The organism is Sphingopyxis sp. EG6, assembly GCF_003609815.1.
GTDB lineage: Bacteria > Pseudomonadota > Alphaproteobacteria > Sphingomonadales > Sphingomonadaceae > Sphingopyxis.
On record NZ_AP017603.1, the window covers coordinates 3,342,814 to 3,362,340 of the forward strand.

Consider the following 19,527-nt stretch of genomic DNA (forward strand, 5'->3'; position numbering starts at 1 on the left):
TCCCATTCATTGCCAAGCCATATTTGCTGGCGCATGATGACGCGATGACGCGTCAAATTTCTGTCGCCCTGCTTTGCGCAGCGGCGCTTTCGCTCGGCGGCTGTGCCACCGCGGTCCCGCCCGTCGAAGTCACGCGCTTCCACAATGCCGTGCCGGGCTGGGCGCCCGGAACGCGTTACGCGATCGCGACCGCGCCGCTCGATGGCCCGGCGGCGAGCATGCCGTCGCTCGAATGGAACAGCTATCGCGCCGCCGTCGACCAGCAGTTGCAGCGGCTGGGGATGGTCGCTGCAGGCAGCAACGAACGCGCGCCGCTGCTTGTCCGCATCGTCTTTGAGCGGAGCGAACAGCCGATGGCGGCGCGGCGCTCGCCGGTATCGGTCGGGGTCGGCGGTTCGACCGGCAGCTATGGGTCGGGGGTCGGGCTCGGTATCGGGGTCAACCTGGGCGGCGGTCCGAAGCGGATGGCCGATCTACAGCTTTCGGTGCGCATCGACAGTGCCGCGACCGGACAGGCCTTGTGGGAAGGCCGCGCGCTTGCCGCGATTCCGGTGAAGGCACCGGCCGCACAACCCTCGCTCGCCGCGGCAAAATTGGCCGAGGCCTTATTCAAGGACTTCCCCGGCGAATCGGGACGCACTATCAGCGTCCCATGACCATCACCATCAACGCCGCGTTCGACAGCGGCAACATCGTCGTGGATTCGATCGACGGCACCGCGGCGCGCCTGTCGATTCGCAAGGATCGCGAATCCGATTTCTTCCAATGGTTTCATTTCCGCGTGTCGTGCGCGATCGGCGACGCGCTCGATCTGGCGATCACCGGACTCGATGCCTCGGCCTATCCCGACGGTTGGCCGGGCTATGCGGCGTGCGCGAGCTACGACCGCGACTATTGGTTTCGCCTCGACACCAGCTATGATGCCGGCACGCTGACCATCCGGCATACCGCCGAAAGCCCGATCCTCTACATCGCCTATTTCGCGCCCTTCTCGATGGAGCGCCATCATGATCTGGTCGCCAGCGTTGCAGAGTGCGAAGGCGTCACCTACCGCTGCCTCGGCACCAGCCTCGAAGGCCAGCCGATCGACTGCCTCGAAATGGGCAGCGGCGACACGCAGGTCTGGCTCTATGCCCGCCAGCATCCGGGCGAGAGCATGGCCGAATGGTGGGTCGAGGGTGCGCTCGAAAAGCTCACCGACCCCGCCGATCCGCACGCGCGCTCGCTGCTCCGGAAATGCCGCTTCCACATCGTCCCGAACATGAATCCCGACGGGTCGTGCCGCGGCCATTTGCGGACCAATTTTGCGGGCGTGAACCTCAATCGCGAATGGGACAATCCGACCGCCGAACGCAGCCCCGAAGTCCTGTGCGTCCGCAATGCGATGGATGAAACGGGCGTCGATTGGGCGATGGACGTCCATGGCGATGAAGCTATCCCCGCGGTGTTCCTCGCCGGGTTCGAGGGGATCCCTTCGCTGAAGCCCGGACAGATGGAAAAATACAAGGCGTTCCAGGCCGCGCTCGCCGCGAACAGCCCCGATTTTCAGGTCGCGCTCGGCTATAGCGAAGCGGCGCCGGGCAAGGCCAATCTGTCGATGTCGACGACCCAGCTCGCCGAGCGTTTCGGCGCGGTGTCGATGACGATCGAAATGCCGTTCAAGGACAATGACGACCTGCCCGATCCGGCGGTCGGCTGGTCGCCCGAACGATCAAAATTGCTGGCGCACGCGTGCCTCGCGACGCTCGATCAGATGCTGTGACGACCGGCGCGGGGGAGGGCGACTGGCGGATCGTCGAAGACGATCTGTCGGGCGCCGCCATCCGCGCGCTGCTCGAACAGCATTTTGCGGGGATGCTCGCCAATTCGCCCGCGGGCAGCTGTCACTTCCTCGACTTCCACGGATTGCGCGCGGGCAATGTGACCTTCTGGTCGATCCACGACGGCGATACGCTGGCGGGATGCGGGGCGCTGAAGCAACTCGATGCCGCGCATGGCGAGATCAAATCGATGCGCACCGCCGATGCCTTCCTGCGCCGCGGCGTGGCAGCGCGGATGCTCGACCATATCATTGACGAAGCGAGGCGGCGGGGGCTGGCGCGGCTCAGCCTCGAAACCGGATCGGGGGCGGCGTTCGAGCCCGCGATCGCGCTCTACCGCCGCTATGGCTTCGACGATTGCGCGCCCTTCGCGGACTATAAACCCGACCCGTTCAGCCGCTTCATGACGCGGGTGGTCTGAGACAATAGTTTCGCACGAAGACACAAAGACACGAAGAAACAGCGATCGGTCGTCAGGCTCCCCGTTTTTGGCGGCGCTGCGCCTTGCTGCAACTTGGCAAGGAAAAGGCCGCTTCGCGGAAAGGCCGACATCTTCGTGTCTTCGTGCGAAACAACTGGTCAAAGCGACCTCGCTCAAGATGCTCCGCTTGTCGGGCAAGCTGCCCAAACGAAAAAGGGGTCCGGAAGGGACTCCGGACCCCGCTCATATACCCCGTGCGGGGTATGGACTGCGGCCAGATTACGCCGCCTGCTTGTCCTCGACCAACGTCGGGGTCGCATTGCCGCCGATCGCGATCTTGTGCGGCTTCATCGCCTCGGGCACTTCGCGCACCAGGTCGATGATCAGCAGCCCGTCAGCCAAGTCGGCGGCGCTCACGCGCACGAAATCGGCGAGCTGGAAGCGGCGCTCGAATGCGCGCGTCGCGATGCCGCTATACAGCAGCTGGCGGCCTTCGCCTTCGGCGACCGGCGCCTTGCGGCCGCTGACGGTCAGCATATTCTGCTGCGCAACGATCTCGATTTCGTCGCTCTTGAACCCGGCAACCGCGACGGTGATCCGGAAATGGTCGTCGGCGACCTTCTCGATGTCGAACGGCGGATAATTTTCGGCGCCCGAACCGCTTGTTTCCAGAAAATCGAACAGCCGGTCGAAACCGACGGTCGAACGGCGATAGGGGGTCCAGTCAAAGCTGTTACGCATGGTCTTTCTTCCTTTCTCAAAAGCGAAGTCAGGGACCGCGGCGGCGCGCCGTGATCGCCACCCGGCCCCGTATCGGCGACCGGATGCTGCAAATCTGGGAGCGCTTGAAACCATTTCAAGGGGGCGATTGGCGTTCGTCGAAAAGCCGCGCTAAGGGGCTGCGAAACCCTCCAGCGCAAGGATCCGAAATGCCCCAGCTCATCCTCATTCGTCACGGCCAGTCGCAATGGAATCTCGAAAATCGCTTCACCGGCTGGTGGGATGTCGACGTGACCGAAAAGGGCGCCGCCGAAGCTTGGGCAGCGGGCGAATTGATGAAGGCGAAGGGGATCGCGCCCGACACCTGCTTCACCTCGGTTCAGTCGCGCGCGATCAAGACGCTCAATCTTGCGCTCGAAGCGATGGGACGGCTGTGGCTGCCGGTGACCAAGGACTGGCGTTTGAACGAGCGCCATTATGGCGGGCTGACCGGGCTCGACAAGGCCGAGACCGCGGCGAAGCATGGCGATGAACAGGTCAAGATCTGGCGCCGCAGCTTCGACACTCCGCCGCCGCCGCTCGAAGCCGGATCGCCGTGGGATCTGGCGAGCGACCCGCGCTACGCCGGCATCGCGATCCCCTCGGCCGAAAGCCTGAAGGACACGATCGAACGCGTCCTTCCCTATTATGAAAGCGCGATCGCGCCCCAGCTTGCAACCGGCAAGACGGTGTTGATCTCGGCGCATGGCAACAGCCTGCGCGCGCTGGTCAAGCATCTGTCGGGCATTTCGGACGCCGACATCACCGGGCTCGAAATCCCGACCGGCCAGCCGATCGTTTACGAGCTGAACGCCGACCTGACCGCGCGCGAACGCTATTATCTGAGCGAGCGGTAAAAGGCGGCCTCACGCCCTTCTCTCGTCATCCCGGCGCTGCCGGGATGACGGTGCTCAAAGCGTCCCGGTCACGGTGAGCTGGAAATATCGCCCAAACTCGCGCCGACGGCTTTCGCTGAACGCAATCGGGCCGTTGCGCCGGTCGACAAAGACCGTGCGGTCGAACCGGTTCTTTTGCCCGGCAAGATTGCGGTACGTCAGCCTGACCGTGAAACCCGCAACATCCTTATGCTCGACAAAGGCGGCAACAAACGCGCCGTCGTTATATTCATTTTCGATCGCATTGAGCCGCACATTGGGGCTGAAATGTTCGTCGAAATAACTGGCTCCCCAAGCGAGCTGCGAACCCGGGATGTCGTGGCGTAGGCTGACATCGACCAGATACTCCTGCCCCTCGCTCTGATCGCGCCAACTGCCCGTCAGCGGATCCCGCACGCGGTTGCGGCGCCAGGTCAGGTCGCTGTTGATGCGCGCGCCTTTCCAGCCCAGCCGATCGAGCAGCAGCGTCGCCTTTGAACTGATGCGATAAAGATGCGCACCCGGCAAATTGCCGCGGCCCTCGGTGGTCGGCGACAGCGGGATCTGGTCGACCAGGTCCTGCGCATAGGCATAAGCGAAGGCGACCGAGGCGTTGCCCCATGCGCTCAGGTCTTGGACGAACTCCAGCTCGGTGCGGTTGACCACCGGCGGCACCAGCAGGCCGTTGCCGCCGTTGCCCTGGCCGTTGGCGACATCGACTGAACTCGCAAAATCGAAGAAGTTGAGCTGGTCGACGCGGCGCTGGAGCTGATAGTTGATCGTGGTCCGCGGCCCGACCTTCCACGCCAGCGCAAGCTTGCCTTTCGGCCGCACAAAGCGGCGCGTCAGGCCATCGGGACCCGATGACGACAGCGCGCTATATTCGGCGCCAAGGTTGATCTGCGCGGTGAGGTTCGGCGCCAGTGCGCGCCCCCAAGTCAGCGATGCTTCGCCGCGCTTTTCCTCGACCTTGGTCTTTTCACCGCCGAAGATGACGGGCAGGAAGCTGCCGTCGGGCTGGAGCGTCGCGAACTCGGCATCGACGTCGAGTGTATTATACGCCCCCTCCAGCGCGACCTGCCAGTCGGTGCCGCCTGCGGTGCGCCAGCCATATTCGCCGCGCAGGATCGATTCGCCCTCGTCGGCGGTCTGGGTGAACCGCTCGCCGCTGCGCCCGCCAATCGCCCTGTCGACGATGAACGTGTCGACATTGGGGCTATGTTCGAACCGGTAGAGTCCGATCAGTTTGAGCCGTCCTTGGCCCAGCCCAAATTCATAATCGCCGCCGACGTCGAAATTATGCTCGTCTTCAACCGATTTGAACGTCTCGCGCAAAGTGCCGTTTGTTGGCCCCACCGCGACGCTGCTCGCCGCATCGACGAGCTTCTGCAACTGGCCGCCCAGATTGAAATTCCACTTGTCGCCGCCGGCCGTGGTGCGCGCGAGAGCCAGGGCGAGACGCGGCCTGTCACCGCTGTAGCTGGCCAACTCGTCGCGTGTCGATTGCCGCACGCCGTTGCCGTCAAACCGTTGCTCCGGACCCCAATGGCCATTCCGGTTGGCTTCATTCTTCAGGCTGAGCGTCACATGGGTGCCGCCGATCGTGCCGGTGGTCGAAACCTCGCCGTTCAGCCAATTGTCGTCGAGCCGTGGGCGCCAGTCGGGTTGCCAGCGGATTGTGGTCGTGAACCCCGCCTGTGCCGTGCCCGCGACCAAGACGACATTGGCGACCTGGCCCGTCAAGCCTGGAACATTCAGGCTGGCCCCGTCGACGATATCGACATAGGCGACCTGCGAGGCGGCAATGCGTTGCAGCGCGCTGCGCGCGTCGGTCGATTTATTGGCGATACGCTCGCCGTTGATCAGGACATTCTCGGTCGCCGCACCCAGCCCGCGGGCGCCCCCGTTGGTGCCGGTGACGATCACGAATCCCGGCACCTTTTCGACCATGTCGAGCGCGGTGCGCGGCGAAAAGCTGGCGAAATCGCCGGGGGTGTAACGCTGCGCGCCGTCGGCCGGAGCCGGAACCGCACTGGCAGCGGTAGCGGTAGCGGTAGCGTCTCCGGCCACCGGCTCGGCGCTCTGCGCAAAGGCAAGTTGAGGCGCCAACAATCCCATGGCCATCGCTAACGTCGATGCCCCTGCGGTCATCCGCATCATAATCCCTCCCTCGGCGCTGTCGCTTCGACACAGCACCCGCGGCGATCGTTTTCAGGGGCTGGAAGTCAAAAGCTTATCCACCAACGCCGCGCGAATTTCGACGAGCACGTTGCACCGGTACCTCGACGTACACAGCGCGCGATGGCTGTTGTGCCGCGAAACTCAATCGCGCAGCAGCTCGTTGATCCCGGTCTTGGCGCGGGTTTTGGCGTCGACGCGCTTGACGATGACCGCGCAATAAAGCGACGGCCCCGGCGTCCCGTCGGGCAGCGGCTTGCCGGGCAGCGATCCGGGCACGACGACCGAATAGGCCGGAACCTCGCCCATGAAGACCTCGCCCGTCGCGCGGTCGATGATCTTGGTCGAGGCGCCGAGATAGACCCCCATCGACAGCACCGCGCCCTCGCGGACGATCACCCCCTCAGCGACTTCGGCGCGCGCGCCGATGAAGGCGCCGTCCTCGATCACCACCGGTCCGGCCTGTAGCGGTTCCAGTACCCCGCCGATCCCGGCGCCGCCCGACAGATGGACGTTGGCGCCGATCTGGGCGCAGCTGCCGACGGTGGCCCAAGCGTCGACCATCGACCCCTCGCCGACATAGGCGCCGATGTTGACGAAGCTCGGCATCAGTACCGCACCTTTGCTGATAAAGGCACCGCGGCGGACGATCGAACCGGGGACAGCGCGGAAGCCCGCATCGCGGAAACGATTCTCGCCCCAGCCGACGAATTTCGACGGCACCTTGTCCCACCAGGTCGCGCCGCCGGGGCCGCCATCGATGATTGCCATGTCGTTGAGGCGGAACGACAGCAGCACCGCCTTTTTCAGCCACTGGTTGACCTGCCACGCGCCGTCCGCGTCGCGTGTCGCAACGCGATAGCTGCCGTCATCGAGCCCGGCGATCGCGGTGTCCACCGCCTCGCGCACCGCGCCGGTCGTCGTCAGGCCCAGCGTGTCGCGCGCGTCCCACGCGGCTTCGATCGTGCTTTGCAGGTCGCTGGTCATGAAATTCCCCATGGTAAAGGCAGGCTGTCGAGCCAGTCGGTGATGTCGTTCACATGAAAATCGACCTGATCCGGCAGGTGGTCGCGATGGCCGCTTTCGCTGCCATTGTCCAGCCAGACGGTGGTCATCCCCAGCGCTTTTGCGGGGGTCAGGTTGCGCGCCATATCCTCGACAAACAGGCTGCGCGCCGGGTCGATACCCAGATGCGTGGTCATCATGGCATAGGCCGCGGGATCGGGTTTGGGCGTATAGGCGGTGGCGCGAATGTCGCAGATGCCGTCGAACAGGTCGGCAATGCCCCGCGCATCGAGCACGCGCGCCGCATAATCGGCGTCGGCGTTGGTGAAGACCAGCTTGCGACCCGGCAGGCGCTCAAGCCCTGCACGAAGCCGCCCATCGGGCGCGATCCGGTCGAGCGCGATGTCATGGACGTCGACCAGAAAATCCTCGGGATCGACGTCATGGTGGCGCATCAGCCCCGCCATCGTCGTGCCATGATCATGAAAATATTGCTTTTGCACCCGCCGCGCCTCGACCGCGTCGACATTCAGCAAGCGCATGATGAACGCGCCCATCCGCGCGTCGATCAGGTCGAACAGCTTTGCCGACGGCGCATAGAGCGTGTTGTCGAGATCGAAGACCCAGGCGTCGATATGGTCGAGGGGAACGGACATGGCGTGGCGGCGCATAAGGGCTGGGGTGGGCGGCGGCAAGCGCGAGCGTTTTACCGGACTGCAATATCTGTAGATATAGATGGGACGATGCTAGCTTGACCGTCATCCCGGCGAAGGCCGGAATCGCAACGACGCGTCGAAGTCAGAGGGCGAGATCCCGGCCTTCGCCGGGATGACGAAAGTCAGGGGAATGGCGATGGCCCAAGCGAACCGATCCGAAAATATCCGGCGGATGTCTGGCCGTCCCTTGTCGGCCTTGCTCAGCATCGCTGCGCTGTCGCTCGCCGGTTGTGGCGGCGGGGGCGGGGCGCGGCCTGCGCCGACCCCGGCCCCGCCCGCGGCTCCGGCACCGACCCCAACCCCCGTGCCGACTCCGACGCCCGCACCCACCCCGACCCCGCCGCCGACGGGCAATTTCAACACCCCCGAAACGCGGCGATCGGATGGGGTGAATTTCCACGGCGCGATCACGGCCTATCAGGCGGGGGCGAGCGGGCAGGGCATTTTGGCGGGGGTCATCGACGACGGTATCGACGAAGACAGCCCGGAGTTTGCCGGGCGCATTTCGTCCTTCTCGGCCGATCTTGCCGGATCGCGCGGGATCAATGGCGAAGGCACGCATGGCACCAACGTCGCACAGATCCTGCTCGGGGCGAAAAACGACGCGGGGACGATGGGCATCGCCTATAACGCCAATCTGCTCGTGCTGCGCGCCGACCGGCCGGGAAGCTGCGCCACCGAGGATCCGGCCAACGACGAAAGCGGATGCCAGTTTCCCGAAAGCGCCATTGCCGCGGGGCTCGATCGCGCGATCAGCGCTGGCGCGCGCGTCGTCAACATCTCGCTTGGCGGCGACGATCCGCCCGGTGCGACCTTGCGCAGCGCGGTGCAACGCGCCACCGCGGCCGGGATCATCGTCGTCCTTTCGGCGGGGAATGAAGGCGACACCACCGCGAGCGGCAACGATCCCAACAACCCGGAACCTTTTGCGCAGGGGATGCGCGATGCCGGTGGCGGCCTGGTCATCATCGTCGGTTCGGTCGACGAAAATGGCGTCCGGTCGGACTTCAGCAACCGGGCCGGGATCTATGCCGGATCCTATCTGGCGGCGCTCGGCGAGGAAGTGTGCTGCACCTACAAGGATGGCGTGATCGAAACCGAGGGCAATTTTGTCTTCGTCATCAGCGGGACCAGCTTCGCGGCGCCGCAAGTCGCGGGCGCGGTGGCGCTCTTGGCGCAGGCGTTTCCGAACCTGTCGAGCCAACAGATCGTGCAATTGCTCTATCAATCGGCGCGCGATGCGGGCGCAGCGGGCGACGACGCCGTGTACGGGCAGGGCATTCTCGACATCGCGCGCGCGTTCCAGCCGATGGGGGCGACGGCACTGGCGGGGACCGCGACGGCGGTCAATCTGGGCAGCGCGCTGGGGGTGCTTGGCGGGCCGATGGGCGACGCGGGGGCGGTCGGCACCGGGGCGACAGTCGGGCTGGTCACCGACGGTTTCGGCCGCGCCTTCAACGTCGATTTCGGCCAGTCGCTGGCGCCGCGCCGCCCCGATTTCAAATTGTCGGGCGCGTTTGGCGGATTGATCCGCCAGCAAAGCGCCGCCAGCCGAGCCACCGCCTTGTCGCTGGTGACCGCGACGGGGGCGGGGACGGGCAGGGGCGACGCGCTCGCCGGGCTGTCGTTTCACGATGCGCAGGCGGCCCGCACCCTTGCCGCATCGGTGGTGACGCGCCTCGACGCGCGGACGCGGATCGGCTTTGCGGCGGGGCGCGGGACGAGCGGCTTGCTCGCGGGCGAACGCGGTGAAAGCGGTCATGCCATGCTGATCGGCGACGGCGCGCACGATGGGCTGGGCTTTGCCGCCAGTCCGGGTATCGGATCGATGCTGCGCCACAATATCGCGGCCAATCACCATGTCAGCATCGTCTTGGAAGACGGCTGGGTATCGGGTTCGCGCTGGCAGGACGATCCGCTGCTCCGTTACCGTTCTGCTCGCGACAGCCGGTACCAGCGGGTCGGCGCCGCGTGGGACGCCCGCTTCGGTTCCGCTCGCGCCGTGCTCGGCGGCAGCTGGCTGCGCGAATCGGACAGCCTGCTCGGCGCGCGGCTCGGCCCGGTGTTTGGGTCTGGCGGCGCAACCAGCCTGGTCGGCGATGCCAGCCTGGGCGTCACACTGACAAAGGGCTGGAGCCTGACGGGTGCCTGGCGACAAATGTGGACCCGTCCCGATCGCGCCGGGCTGGTTGCGGGCGGGGCGCTGTGGTCGTCGGCCTTCTCGGTCGACATCGCCAAGGCGGGATTGTTCCGCCCCGGCGACCGCGCCGCGCTTCGCATGGCCCAGCCGCTGCGTGTCGCGCGCGGCGGCGTCGACCTGATGCTGCCGGTCGCGCATGATTATGCCAGCGGGCGCACCGACTTCGCCCGTCGCCCCTATAATCTCGCGCCCACCGGGCGTGAACTGGTCGTCGAGGCGAGCTATGCGCTGTCGCTGCTCGGCGGCGACCTGATCGCCAACACATGGATCCGCCGCGATCCGGGCCACATCGCGGCGCTGCCCGACGACAAGGGCGCGGCGCTGCGCTTTACGCTCGGCTTCTGATCGGCTCTAACACTCCCCAAACGCAAATCAGGGGATGCCAGAATGAAACCGATCCATTGCCTTCCGCTCGCGCTGCTCGGCGCCGCGCTCGCGTCGCCGCTTGCGGCGCAGACGCCCGCGCGCACCGTGATTCACGCCGGACAATTGCTCGCCGAACCGGGCAAGCCGGTGCGCGGCGCCTCGACGATTGTCGTCGAAAATGGCCGGATCATTGCGGTAACCGACGGCTATCAACCCGCCGAACCCGGCGCGACGCTGATCGATCTCAAGGACAAATATGTCCTGCCCGGCCTGATCGACAGCCATGTCCATCTGACCAGCGATGCAGGCGGGATCGCCGGGCAGCTTGAGGATGTCACGCTCAGCCCCGCAGCGCAGGCGTTCAATGCGCAGGTCAACGGGATGAAGACGCTGCGCGCCGGTTTCACCACGGTCCGCAATCTTGGCGATGGCGACGGCGCGACCCTCGCGCTGCGCGATGCCATCCTGGCGGGCAAGGTGCAGGGGCCGCGCATCGTCGATGCGGGCGCCAGCATTTCGGGCAGCGCCGGGCATATGGACGGCTCCTTGGGCTATCGCGACGAGCTGCGGCCCTTTTTCGCAGGCGCGGGCAACACCTGCAACGGCGCCGACGATTGCCGCCGCGCGGTGCGGCTCCAGGTCGGGCGCGGCGCCGACGTCATCAAATTCGCCTCGACCGGCGGGGTGAACAGCCGCATCGGCGCGGGCCTTGGCAAACAGATGTTCGATGATGAAGCGAGGGCGATCGTCGAAACCGCGCAATTGTTCGGGAAAAAGGTCGCGGTCCATGCACATGGTGCCGACGGTATTCGCCTTGCGATCGATGCCGGGGCCGACTCGATCGAACATGGCACGATCCTCGATGAAGCGACGATCGCCGCGTGGGCGAAATCGAAGACCTATTATGTCCCGACGCTGTCGACCGTGAACGGCTACAAGGAACGCATTGCCGCCAATGCCGCGGCGTATGAACCCGATGTGCTGGCGAAGATCCAGTGGCGCATCGGCATCACCGGGAAGAGCCTGGAACAGCTTGTCCCGCGCGGGGTGAAGATCGCCTTCGGAACCGACGCTGGCGTGTCGAAGCACGGCCGCAACGGCGACGAGTTCGAGCTGATGGTCCAGCACGGCATGACCCCGGTCGCGGCGCTCAAGGCGGCGACGGTCAACGCCGCCGACCTGCTCGGCCTGTCGAACGAGATCGGCAGCATTGCCGTAGGCAAGAGCGCCGACATCATCGCCGTGGCGAGCGATCCGCTGGCCGACGTGCGGGTGCTGAAAAAGGTCGATTTCGTGATGGCGCGGGGAGCGGTGGTCGATTGACCGCCCAAAATCCTCCCTGCCGCGTAACGGTGGGGAGGGGGACCGCCCGTGAAACGGGTGGTGGAGGGGCGGCAACGTCGCGCCATGGCCCCTCCGTCAGCGCTTCGCGCTGCCACCTCCCCATCGCTGCGCGACAGGGAGGATCGTCTAATTCGCCAATGCCGCGCGCAACGCCAACCACTGCTCCTGCTTCGCCGCATAGCCGATCGTATTCGCCGCACTGCTCGACGGCAGATCGACGATCGCGAGGTCGTCGATCACCGGGAGCTGCTTCCGCCCGATCGCCGCGGCCTTGCCACCATTGAACGCAATCATGCGCAGCTCAGGCAGCCCGGCGATCAGCGCCGCAAGGTCGTGCGCTTCGACCTCGCGAATCTCGCTGTCGCTGCTCGACCGGCGCGCCGCCGAACGGATCACATCCCACAACCCGATTTTCGCCGCGCATAACGCGGCAAGCCGGTCGTCGTAGCTCCGGTCGGCAAGCGGCTGGCCAATAACTGCACCGAGCAGGCGCCAGAACTGGTTGGTCGGATGGGCATAATATTGGCGCGCGGCGAGCGACCGTGCGCCCGGCAGGCTGCCGAGGATCAGCAGCCGGGTGTCTGCTGCCACTTGGGGCGCGAAGCTGGCGTGGCGGATGATGGTCATGCGCGGTCGATAGCTCGCGCGAACCGGCGCAACAATATTGCCCACCCCTTGACCGCGACGGGAATCGGGTCTAGGGGCGCGCTCGACCGAAAAGGGCGGTTTGCCGCCTTTTTCAGTTGCAACAGCGCTTGAACATTGCTGGCGCGGATGGAGCCTCCGGGGATCAATTGCGATCGACCGGGGTCTTTTGCTGTTACAAGGTCGCCTGTTTTCCGCAGAATTCTGCGGGTTTCGGACCGATGCTTCATCCACCGCGGTACAGTAACCGTTCGCCCCGATGGGCGGACATGTAAAGGTGAAGCATTCATGCCCACGATCAACCAGCTGGTCCGCAAGGGCCGGACTCCCCAGAAGGTGAAGTCCAAAGTCCCGGCGATGGACGCGAACCCGCAGAAGCGCGGCGTTTGCACCCGTGTCTATACGACGACCCCGAAAAAGCCGAACTCGGCGCTCCGCAAGGTTGCGAAGGTCCGCCTGACCAACAGCCGCGAAGTCATCACCTACATCCCCGGCGAAGGCCACAACCTCCAGGAACACAGCGTTGTGCTGATCCGCGGCGGTCGTGTCCGCGACCTTCCCGGTGTGCGTTACCACGTCCTGCGCGGCGTGCTCGATACGCAGGGTGTGAAGGACCGCAAGCAGAGCCGTTCGAAGTACGGCGCGAAGCGTCCGAAGTAAGGACCGCTTTTTCGGCTATTTGATCATCCCGAGCCGCCAATGCGCCGGGATGCTGTTGTAAAAGGAATTACCCATGGCTCGTCGTCGTCGTCCTGAACGCCGCGAAATCCTGCCCGATCCCCGTTTCGGGGATGTCGTGCTGTCGAAATTCATGAACAGCGTCATGCTGGACGGGAAAAAGTCCGTTGCCGAAAGCATCGTTTACGGTGCGCTCGAATCGGTCGAAGCCCGCGCCAAGAAGGAACCGCTCGGCGTGTTCCACGAAGCGCTCGCGAACATCCGCCCGAACATTGAAGTCCGCAGCCGCCGCGTCGGTGGTGCGACCTATCAGGTTCCGGTCGAAGTCCGCCCCGACCGCGCGCAGGCGCTCGCGATCCGCTGGCTGATCACCGCCGCGCGCAACCGCAGCGAAACCACGATGGCCGCACGTCTGTCGGGCGAACTGCTCGACGCGTCGAACAACCGCGGCAATGCGGTCAAGAAGCGCGAAGACACGCATCGCATGGCCGAAGCCAACCGCGCTTTCAGCCACTACCGCTGGTAATTGCGGGGGCGCTCCCTGCGTAAGGGGACGTCTCGCAATCGTAACAATCGTTCCTATATCGGGGGTGGCTCCAAAGGCCTCCCCCCAAATCCAAGGAAAAGACCATGGCACGCAGCCATCCGCTCGAACGCTATCGCAATTTCGGTATCATGGCGCACATCGACGCCGGCAAGACCACCACGACCGAGCGTATCCTTTACTACACCGGCAAGTCCTACAAGATCGGCGAAGTCCATGACGGCGCTGCGACGATGGACTGGATGGAGCAGGAGCAGGAACGCGGCATCACGATCACGTCGGCCGCCACCACCTGCCTGTGGAAAGCCGACGAAGGTCAGGGTCCGGAACACCGCCTGAACATCATCGACACCCCCGGCCACGTCGACTTCACCATCGAAGTCGAGCGCTCGCTGCGCGTGCTCGACGGCGCGATCACCGCGTTCGACGGCGTTGCCGGCGTTGAGCCGCAGTCGGAAACCGTGTGGCGCCAGGCGGACAAGTACAAGGTTCCGCGGATGTGCTTCATCAACAAGCTCGACCGCACCGGCGCCGATTTCTATTATTGCGTCCAGACGATCATCGATCGCCTCGGCGCGACCCCGGCTGTGCTGTATCTGCCGATCGGTTCGGAAGGCGGCTTCAAGGGGCTCGTCGACCTCGTCAACGAACGCGCGATCATCTGGAAGGACGAAAGCCTCGGCGCCGAATTCTTCTATGAAGACATCCCCGCCGACCTCGCCGACAAGGCTGCCGAATATCGCGAAAAGCTCGTCGAACTCGCCGTCGAACAGGACGACGAGGCGATGGAAGCCTATCTCGACGGCACCGTCCCCGACGTCGCGACGCTCAAGAAGCTGATCCGCAAGGGGACGCTGGCGCAGGCGTTCGTTCCGGTCCTTTGCGGTTCGGCGTTCAAGAACAAGGGCGTCCAGACGCTGCTCGACGCGGTTGTCGACTATCTGCCTTCGCCGCTCGACATTCCCGACGTTCAGGGGATCAACCCCGACACCGACCAGCCCGACTCGCGTGAGACGTCGGACGCGGCGCCGTTGTCGCTGCTCGCGTTCAAGATCATGAACGACCCGTTCGTCGGCTCGCTCACCTTCGCGCGCATCTATTCGGGTACGCTCAATAAGGGCACGTATCTGAACTCGGTGAAGGACAAGAAGGAAAAGGTTGGCCGCATGCTGCTGATGCATGCGAACAGCCGCGAAGACATCGAAGAAGCCTATGCGGGCGACATCGTTGCGCTGGCCGGCCTCAAGGAAACCACCACCGGGGACACGCTCTGCGCGACCAACGCGCCGATCATCCTCGAGCGGATGGAATTCCCCGAGCCGGTGATCGAGCTGTCGGTGGAACCGAAGACCAAGGCCGACCAGGAACGCATGGGCATCGCGCTCAACCGCCTGGCCGCCGAGGATCCCTCGTTCCGCGTGTCGACCGACCATGAATCGGGCCAGACGATCATCAAGGGCATGGGCGAGCTTCACCTCGACATCCTCGTCGATCGCATGAAGCGCGAGTTCAAGGTCGAAGCGAACGTCGGCGCGCCGCAGGTGGCGTACCGCGAATCGCTCGCGAAGGCGGTCGACGTCGACTATACCCACAAGAAGCAGTCGGGCGGCTCGGGCCAGTTCGGCCGCGTCAAGGTCACCGTTTCGCCGGGCGAACGCGGCGCGGGCATCACCTTCATCGACGAGATCAAGGGCGGTAACATTCCGCGCGAATATATCCCGTCGGTCGAAAAGGGCATGCGCGAGTCGGCCGAAAACGGTCATATGATCGGCTTCCCGATCATCGACTTCGAAATCAAGCTCACGGACGGCGCGTATCACGACGTCGACTCGTCGGCGCTGGCGTTCGAAATCGCGGGCCGTGCGGCGATGCGCGAAGTGGCGGCAAAGGCCGGCATCAAGCTGCTCGAACCGGTGATGAAGGTCGAAGTCGTTACCCCTGAGGAATTCATGGGCGACGTGATCGGCGACCTTAACAGCCGTCGCGGGCAGATTCAGGGCACCGACAGCCGGGGTATCGCCCAGGTCGTCGAAGCGATCGTGCCGCTGGCGAACATGTTCGGTTATGTGAACCAGCTGCGCAGCTTCAGCCAGGGTCGCGCAAGCTACTCGATGCAATTCTCGCATTATGAAGAAGTGCCGACCAACGTCGCCGAAGAAGTGAAGGCCAAGATGGCCTGATGGGGTTGAAGCCGCGCGGGCTTGCACCGCGCGGCAAGACCCTCTAAGGGCGGCGCCTGATTCAGCAGGCTCGTCCAGGACTGATCAACGCAAACATTGAACAAGAAGGTTATACCATCATGGCCAAGGCTAAATTTGAGCGGACGAAGCCGCACTGCAACATCGGCACCATCGGTCACGTCGACCATGGCAAGACCTCGCTGACCGCAGCGATCACCAAGGTGCTCGCCGAAAACGTCGCCGGCAACGCCGCCGTCGACTTCGCGAACATCGACAAAGCTCCGGAAGAGCGCGAGCGCGGCATCACCATTTCGACCGCACACGTCGAATATGAAACCGACGGCCGCCACTATGCGCACGTCGACTGCCCGGGCCACGCCGACTATGTGAAGAACATGATCACCGGTGCCGCCCAGATGGACGGCGCGATCCTCGTCGTGTCGGCCGCTGACGGCCCGATGCCGCAGACCAAGGAACACATCCTGCTCGCAAAGCAGGTCGGCGTTCCGACCATGGTCGTCTTCCTCAACAAGGTCGACCAGCTGGACGATCCCGAGCTGCTCGAACTCGTCGAGCTGGAAATCCGCGAAGAACTGTCGAAGCGCGACTTCGACGGCGACAATATTCCGATCATCCCGGGTTCGGCGCTCGCCGCCCTCGAAGGTCGCGACGACAACATCGGCAAGGACGCGATCCTGAAGCTGATGGCTGCCGTTGACGAATGGATCCCGCAGCCGGAACGTCCGCTCGACAAGCCCTTCCTGATGCCGATCGAAGACGTGTTCTCGATCTCGGGTCGTGGTACGGTTGTCACCGGCCGCGTCGAAACCGGCATCGTCAAGGTTGGTGAAGAAGTCGAAATCGTCGGCATCAAGGACACCAAGAAGACCGTCGTCACCGGCGTCGAAATGTTCCGCAAGCTGCTCGACCAGGGCCAGGCTGGCGACAACATCGGTGCGCTGATCCGTGGTGTTGGCCGTGAAGAAGTCGAGCGTGGCCAGGTTCTGGCGAAGCCCGGCTCGATCACCCCGCACACCGAGTTCACCTCGGAAGTGTACGTCCTGTCGAAGGACGAAGGTGGCCGTCACACGCCGTTCTTTGCGAACTATCGTCCGCAGTTCTACTTCCGCACCACCGACGTCACCGGCGAGGTCATCCTCCCCGAGGGCACCGAGATGGTCATGCCGGGCGACAACGTCCAGCTGTCGGTCAAGCTGATCGCCCCGATCGCCATGGACCAGGGTCTGCGCTTCGCGATTCGCGAAGGCGGCCGCACGGTCGGCGCAGGGGTTGTCGCGACCATCACAAAGTAATATAGGGCCGCGAGCCGCGCGATTCGGACCGATTCGCGCGGCTCGTAGCTTAAAGATTTTTGATGGCCGGACCGGCTTCCTCGAGGGGGCCGGTACAGGCCATTTCGGCTCTTTCGCATCGTCAGACGGGATTCGACTGGAACAGTCATGGAAACGCAGAATATTCGCATTCGCCTGAAGGCCTTTGATCACCGCGTGCTCGATCAGGCCACCACCGACATCGCCGACACGGCGCGTCGTACCGGAGCGCTTATTCGCGGCCCGATCCCGCTGCCGACGCGCATTGAAAAATTCACCGTGAACCGCGGCCCGCACATCGACAAGAAGTCGCGCGAGCAGTTCGAGGTGCGTACCCACAAGCGGCTGCTCGACATCGTGCAGCCCACCCCGCAGACGGTCGACGCGCTGATGAAGCTCGACCTTGCCGCGGGCGTGAACGTCGAAATCAAGTTGGCCTAAGCCAACGCAGCCCTCGCAATAGCGAGGGTCTCTATCGGCAGCTGCTTCGGTGGCTGCATTTGTCCGGAGTGATCCGGACCGACGATAGGGTGGATACCGCCGGACCGCTTCTTCGAAGCATCAGGGTCCGGGCTGCGTCCCCCGTCTCGCCGCTTCTCCTTCGGGAAGGCGGCACCTCAGCCCGGACGGGGCGATGCATCAAAATTTGGGCTGGGAGGGTTCCGTCGGGGCAATGTCCCAATGGGTCCCGCAAGCCGTGCGGAATGGTCCGCCCGGCCTCTGTTGAGGAGTATTGATCATGCGGACTGGCGTGATCGCGAAGAAAATGGGGATGACCCGCCTGTTTCAGGACGACGGCCGCCATGTGCCCGTCACCGTCCTGAGCCTCGAAGGCTGCCAGGTCATTTCCGTGCGCGAACAAGAACGCGACGGCTATGTTGCCGTCCAGCTCGGTGCCGGCTCGGCGAAGGCGAAGAATGTTGCGAAGCCGCAGCGTGGCGCTTTCGGCAAGGCCGAAGTCGAACCCAAGGCGAAGGTCGTCGAATTCCGCGTCTCCGACGACGCGACGCTCGACGTCGGCGCCGAACTGTCGGCCGACCATTTCGTCGCTGGCCAGATCGTCGACATCCAGGGTGTGACCCAGGGTAAGGGCTTTGCCGGTGCGATGAAGCGCTGGGGTTTCGGCGGTATGCGCGCGAGCCACGGTGTTTCGATCAGCCACCGTGCGCATGGCTCGACCGGTAACCGCCAGGATCCGGGCCGCGTCTTCAAGAACAAGAAGATGGCCGGTCACATGGGCGCGCGCAACCGCACCCAGCAGAATCTCGAAATCGTCCGTACCGACGCCGAGCGCGGCCTTCTCTTCGTCAAGGGCTCGGTCCCTGGCTCGAAGGGCGGCTGGCTGATGGTCCGCGATGCGGTCAAGCTGCCGCGCCACCCCGAAGCCCCCTATCCGGCGGGCATCAAGAGCGCCGCGAACGCCAATCACGAAGCCCCGGCTGATGCGCCGGTCGAAACCCCGGTCGAAGAAACCGTGGTCGACACCGCCACCACCGACGGCGCACAGGAGTCCTGATCATGAAGGTCAAGGTTCAAACCCTCGACGGTAAAGCCGGCACCGACATCGATCTCAACGACGATGTGTTCGGCGTCGACGCCCGCGCCGACATCCTGCACCGCGTTGTTGCATGGCAGCTCGAAAAGCGCCGTGGTCCGGCCCGCGCCGCCCGCGAACGCAGCGATGTGTCGCGCACCGGCAAGAAATTCGGTCGCCAGAAGGGCGGCGGTACCGCGCGTCACGGCGATCGCAAGGCGCCGATCTTCATCGGCGGTGGCAAGGCGCACGGCCCCCGGGCCCGCACCTTCGGTCACTCGCTGAACAAGAAGATCCGCGCGCTCGGCCTGAAGATGGCATTGAGCGACAAGGCGAAGGGCGGCAAGATCGTCGTTCTCGACACGCTCGAGCTCAAGGATGCCAAGACCAAGGCGCTCGCCGGCAAGCTCGGCAAGCTCGAACTCGGCAACCGCGCTCTCTTCATCGATGGCGATGCGGTCCATGAAAGCTTCGCCATGGCATCGGCCAACCTGATCGGTGTCGACTCGATGCCGGCGGCTGGCGCCAACGTCTATGACATCATCCGTGCCGACACGCTGGTCCTGACCCGCGCGGCGGTCGAAAAGCTGGAGGCCCGTTTCAATGGCTAAGGCAAAAACAGTCGACGCGCGTCACTATGACGTGATCCTCGCTCCGGTGATCACCGAAAAGTCGACGCTGCTCAGCGAGAACAACGCGGTGGTGTTCAAGGTCGCGAACGACGCAACCAAGCCCGCCATCAAGGCCGCCGTCGAGGCGCTGTTCGATGTCAAGGTGATCGGCGTGAACACGCTCGTCACCAAGGGCAAGACCAAGCGCTGGAAGGGCAAGCCCTACACCCGCAGCGACGTGAAGAAGGCGATCGTTCGCCTGGCCGAAGGCCAGTCGATCGACGTCACGACCGGCGTCTGATTGTAGGAAGAGGCAGAGA

General features: G+C 64.5%; 19 protein-coding genes. 14 read left to right on the forward strand and 5 right to left on the reverse strand.

Going from position 1 to position 19,527, the window contains the following annotated elements:
* Positions 1–44 precede the first annotated feature (44 nt).
* From SPYCW_RS16210 to SPYCW_RS16220, 3 genes are read left to right on the forward strand one after another with little or no spacing between them, the layout of a single operon-like run.
* A complete protein-coding gene (locus tag SPYCW_RS16210; RefSeq protein ID WP_120218357.1) occupies positions 45–656 on the forward strand; it encodes a DUF4136 domain-containing protein in 612 nt (203 codons plus the stop codon).
* Positions 653–1,762, forward strand: coding sequence for a M14 family metallopeptidase (locus SPYCW_RS16215; RefSeq protein ID WP_120217685.1), 1,110 nt, complete (start codon positions 653–655; stop codon positions 1,760–1,762). Before SPYCW_RS16210 ends, SPYCW_RS16215 begins: the two co-directional genes overlap by 4 nt.
* The gene (locus SPYCW_RS16220; protein ID WP_172595531.1) at positions 1,759–2,241 is read left to right on the forward strand and encodes a GNAT family N-acetyltransferase; all 483 of its coding nucleotides are present in this window, start codon (positions 1,759–1,761) and stop codon (positions 2,239–2,241) included. The genes SPYCW_RS16215 and SPYCW_RS16220 overlap by 4 nt, the downstream gene beginning before the upstream one ends.
* A gap of 279 nt (positions 2,242–2,520) precedes the next feature.
* Here the strand turns inward: SPYCW_RS16220 and SPYCW_RS16225 are convergent, their stop codons facing one another.
* On the reverse strand, positions 2,521–2,982 hold the full coding sequence (locus SPYCW_RS16225; RefSeq protein ID WP_120217686.1) for an Hsp20 family protein: 462 nt from the start codon (positions 2,980–2,982) through the stop codon (positions 2,521–2,523).
* Between the two features lie 188 nt (positions 2,983–3,170).
* Here SPYCW_RS16225 and gpmA point away from each other — a divergent pair, with 188 nt between their 5' ends.
* A complete protein-coding gene (gene gpmA / locus SPYCW_RS16230) occupies positions 3,171–3,857 on the forward strand; it encodes a 2,3-diphosphoglycerate-dependent phosphoglycerate mutase (RefSeq protein WP_120217687.1) in 687 nt (228 codons plus the stop codon).
* Between the two features lie 54 nt (positions 3,858–3,911).
* Here gpmA and SPYCW_RS16235 read toward each other — a convergent pair whose 3' ends face one another.
* The 3 genes from SPYCW_RS16235 to SPYCW_RS16245 all read right to left on the reverse strand — a co-directional run bounded on the left by SPYCW_RS16235 (position 3,912) and on the right by SPYCW_RS16245 (position 7,714).
* A complete protein-coding gene (locus SPYCW_RS16235) occupies positions 3,912–6,035 on the reverse strand; it encodes a TonB-dependent receptor (protein ID WP_145985999.1) in 2,124 nt (707 codons plus the stop codon).
* A 162-nt stretch (positions 6,036–6,197) separates the two neighbouring features.
* A complete protein-coding gene (gene dapD, locus SPYCW_RS16240; protein ID WP_120217689.1) occupies positions 6,198–7,040 on the reverse strand; it encodes a 2,3,4,5-tetrahydropyridine-2,6-dicarboxylate N-succinyltransferase in 843 nt (280 codons plus the stop codon).
* Positions 7,037–7,714, reverse strand: coding sequence for a pyrimidine 5'-nucleotidase (locus SPYCW_RS16245; RefSeq protein ID WP_120218359.1), 678 nt, complete (start codon positions 7,712–7,714; stop codon positions 7,037–7,039). Before SPYCW_RS16245 ends, dapD begins: the two co-directional genes overlap by 4 nt.
* Positions 7,715–7,910: 196 nt before the next feature.
* Between SPYCW_RS16245 and SPYCW_RS16250 the strand changes: the two genes are divergently transcribed.
* Complete coding sequence (locus tag SPYCW_RS16250) at positions 7,911–10,319, forward strand: S8 family peptidase (RefSeq protein ID WP_172595532.1); 2,409 nt, start codon at positions 7,911–7,913, stop codon at positions 10,317–10,319.
* A 42-nt stretch (positions 10,320–10,361) separates the two neighbouring features.
* Positions 10,362–11,663, forward strand: coding sequence for a metal-dependent hydrolase family protein (locus tag SPYCW_RS16255; RefSeq protein WP_120217691.1), 1,302 nt, complete (start codon positions 10,362–10,364; stop codon positions 11,661–11,663).
* Between the two features lie 147 nt (positions 11,664–11,810).
* Here SPYCW_RS16255 and SPYCW_RS16260 read toward each other — a convergent pair whose 3' ends face one another.
* The gene (locus tag SPYCW_RS16260; RefSeq protein ID WP_120218360.1) at positions 11,811–12,311 is read right to left on the reverse strand and encodes a DNA-deoxyinosine glycosylase; all 501 of its coding nucleotides are present in this window, start codon (positions 12,309–12,311) and stop codon (positions 11,811–11,813) included.
* 306 nt (positions 12,312–12,617) lie between these two features.
* On the opposite strand from SPYCW_RS16260, the gene rpsL reads away from it, so the two are divergent.
* The 8 genes from rpsL (at position 12,618) to SPYCW_RS16300 (ending at position 19,508) form a co-directional block, all read left to right on the forward strand.
* A complete protein-coding gene (rpsL, locus tag SPYCW_RS16265) occupies positions 12,618–12,989 on the forward strand; it encodes a 30S ribosomal protein S12 (protein WP_058805196.1) in 372 nt (123 codons plus the stop codon).
* 73 nt (positions 12,990–13,062) lie between these two features.
* Positions 13,063–13,533, forward strand: a complete 471-nt coding sequence (rpsG, locus tag SPYCW_RS16270; RefSeq protein ID WP_033074359.1) for a 30S ribosomal protein S7 — start codon at positions 13,063–13,065, stop codon at positions 13,531–13,533.
* A gap of 104 nt (positions 13,534–13,637) precedes the next feature.
* Positions 13,638–15,731, forward strand: a complete 2,094-nt coding sequence (fusA, locus tag SPYCW_RS16275; protein ID WP_120217692.1) for an elongation factor G — start codon at positions 13,638–13,640, stop codon at positions 15,729–15,731.
* A 119-nt stretch (positions 15,732–15,850) separates the two neighbouring features.
* On the forward strand, positions 15,851–17,044 hold the full coding sequence (tuf, locus tag SPYCW_RS16280) for an elongation factor Tu (protein WP_120217693.1): 1,194 nt from the start codon (positions 15,851–15,853) through the stop codon (positions 17,042–17,044).
* Positions 17,045–17,191: 147 nt separating this feature from the next.
* Positions 17,192–17,503: a 30S ribosomal protein S10 gene (gene rpsJ / locus SPYCW_RS16285; protein WP_011543089.1), complete on the forward strand. Its 312-nt coding sequence runs from the start codon at positions 17,192–17,194 to the stop codon at positions 17,501–17,503.
* Positions 17,504–17,801: 298 nt separating this feature from the next.
* Positions 17,802–18,578: a 50S ribosomal protein L3 gene (rplC, locus tag SPYCW_RS16290; RefSeq protein WP_120218361.1), complete on the forward strand. Its 777-nt coding sequence runs from the start codon at positions 17,802–17,804 to the stop codon at positions 18,576–18,578.
* A gap of 2 nt (positions 18,579–18,580) precedes the next feature.
* On the forward strand, positions 18,581–19,207 hold the full coding sequence (gene rplD, locus SPYCW_RS16295) for a 50S ribosomal protein L4 (RefSeq protein ID WP_120217694.1): 627 nt from the start codon (positions 18,581–18,583) through the stop codon (positions 19,205–19,207).
* Positions 19,200–19,508, forward strand: a complete 309-nt coding sequence (locus SPYCW_RS16300) for a 50S ribosomal protein L23 (protein WP_058806667.1) — start codon at positions 19,200–19,202, stop codon at positions 19,506–19,508. Before rplD ends, SPYCW_RS16300 begins: the two co-directional genes overlap by 8 nt.
* The last annotated feature ends 19 nt before the right edge of the window (positions 19,509–19,527 follow it).

What these genes read in the sequence shown, in the direction of transcription:
- SPYCW_RS16210 (WP_120218357.1), top strand. Translation starts at nt 45, where the DNA reads ATGACGCGTCAAATTTCTGTCGCCCTGCTTTGCGCAGCGGCGCTTTCG.
- SPYCW_RS16215 (WP_120217685.1), top strand. Translation starts at nt 653, where the DNA reads ATGACCATCACCATCAACGCCGCGTTCGACAGCGGCAACATCGTCGTG.
- SPYCW_RS16225 (WP_120217686.1), bottom strand. Translation starts at nt 2,982, where the DNA reads ATGCGTAACAGCTTTGACTGGACCCCCTATCGCCGTTCGACCGTCGGT.
- gpmA (WP_120217687.1), top strand. Translation starts at nt 3,171, where the DNA reads ATGCCCCAGCTCATCCTCATTCGTCACGGCCAGTCGCAATGGAATCTC.
- SPYCW_RS16235 (WP_145985999.1), bottom strand. Translation starts at nt 6,035, where the DNA reads ATGATGCGGATGACCGCAGGGGCATCGACGTTAGCGATGGCCATGGGA.
- dapD (WP_120217689.1), bottom strand. Translation starts at nt 7,040, where the DNA reads ATGACCAGCGACCTGCAAAGCACGATCGAAGCCGCGTGGGACGCGCGC.
- SPYCW_RS16245 (WP_120218359.1), bottom strand. Translation starts at nt 7,714, where the DNA reads ATGTCCGTTCCCCTCGACCATATCGACGCCTGGGTCTTCGATCTCGAC.
- SPYCW_RS16250 (WP_172595532.1), top strand. Translation starts at nt 7,911, where the DNA reads ATGGCCCAAGCGAACCGATCCGAAAATATCCGGCGGATGTCTGGCCGT.
- SPYCW_RS16255 (WP_120217691.1), top strand. Translation starts at nt 10,362, where the DNA reads ATGAAACCGATCCATTGCCTTCCGCTCGCGCTGCTCGGCGCCGCGCTC.
- SPYCW_RS16260 (WP_120218360.1), bottom strand. Translation starts at nt 12,311, where the DNA reads ATGACCATCATCCGCCACGCCAGCTTCGCGCCCCAAGTGGCAGCAGAC.
- rpsL (WP_058805196.1), top strand. Translation starts at nt 12,618, where the DNA reads ATGCCCACGATCAACCAGCTGGTCCGCAAGGGCCGGACTCCCCAGAAG.
- rpsG (WP_033074359.1), top strand. Translation starts at nt 13,063, where the DNA reads ATGGCTCGTCGTCGTCGTCCTGAACGCCGCGAAATCCTGCCCGATCCC.
- fusA (WP_120217692.1), top strand. Translation starts at nt 13,638, where the DNA reads ATGGCACGCAGCCATCCGCTCGAACGCTATCGCAATTTCGGTATCATG.
- tuf (WP_120217693.1), top strand. Translation starts at nt 15,851, where the DNA reads ATGGCCAAGGCTAAATTTGAGCGGACGAAGCCGCACTGCAACATCGGC.
- rpsJ (WP_011543089.1), top strand. Translation starts at nt 17,192, where the DNA reads ATGGAAACGCAGAATATTCGCATTCGCCTGAAGGCCTTTGATCACCGC.
- rplC (WP_120218361.1), top strand. Translation starts at nt 17,802, where the DNA reads ATGCGGACTGGCGTGATCGCGAAGAAAATGGGGATGACCCGCCTGTTT.
- rplD (WP_120217694.1), top strand. Translation starts at nt 18,581, where the DNA reads ATGAAGGTCAAGGTTCAAACCCTCGACGGTAAAGCCGGCACCGACATC.
- SPYCW_RS16300 (WP_058806667.1), top strand. Translation starts at nt 19,200, where the DNA reads ATGGCTAAGGCAAAAACAGTCGACGCGCGTCACTATGACGTGATCCTC.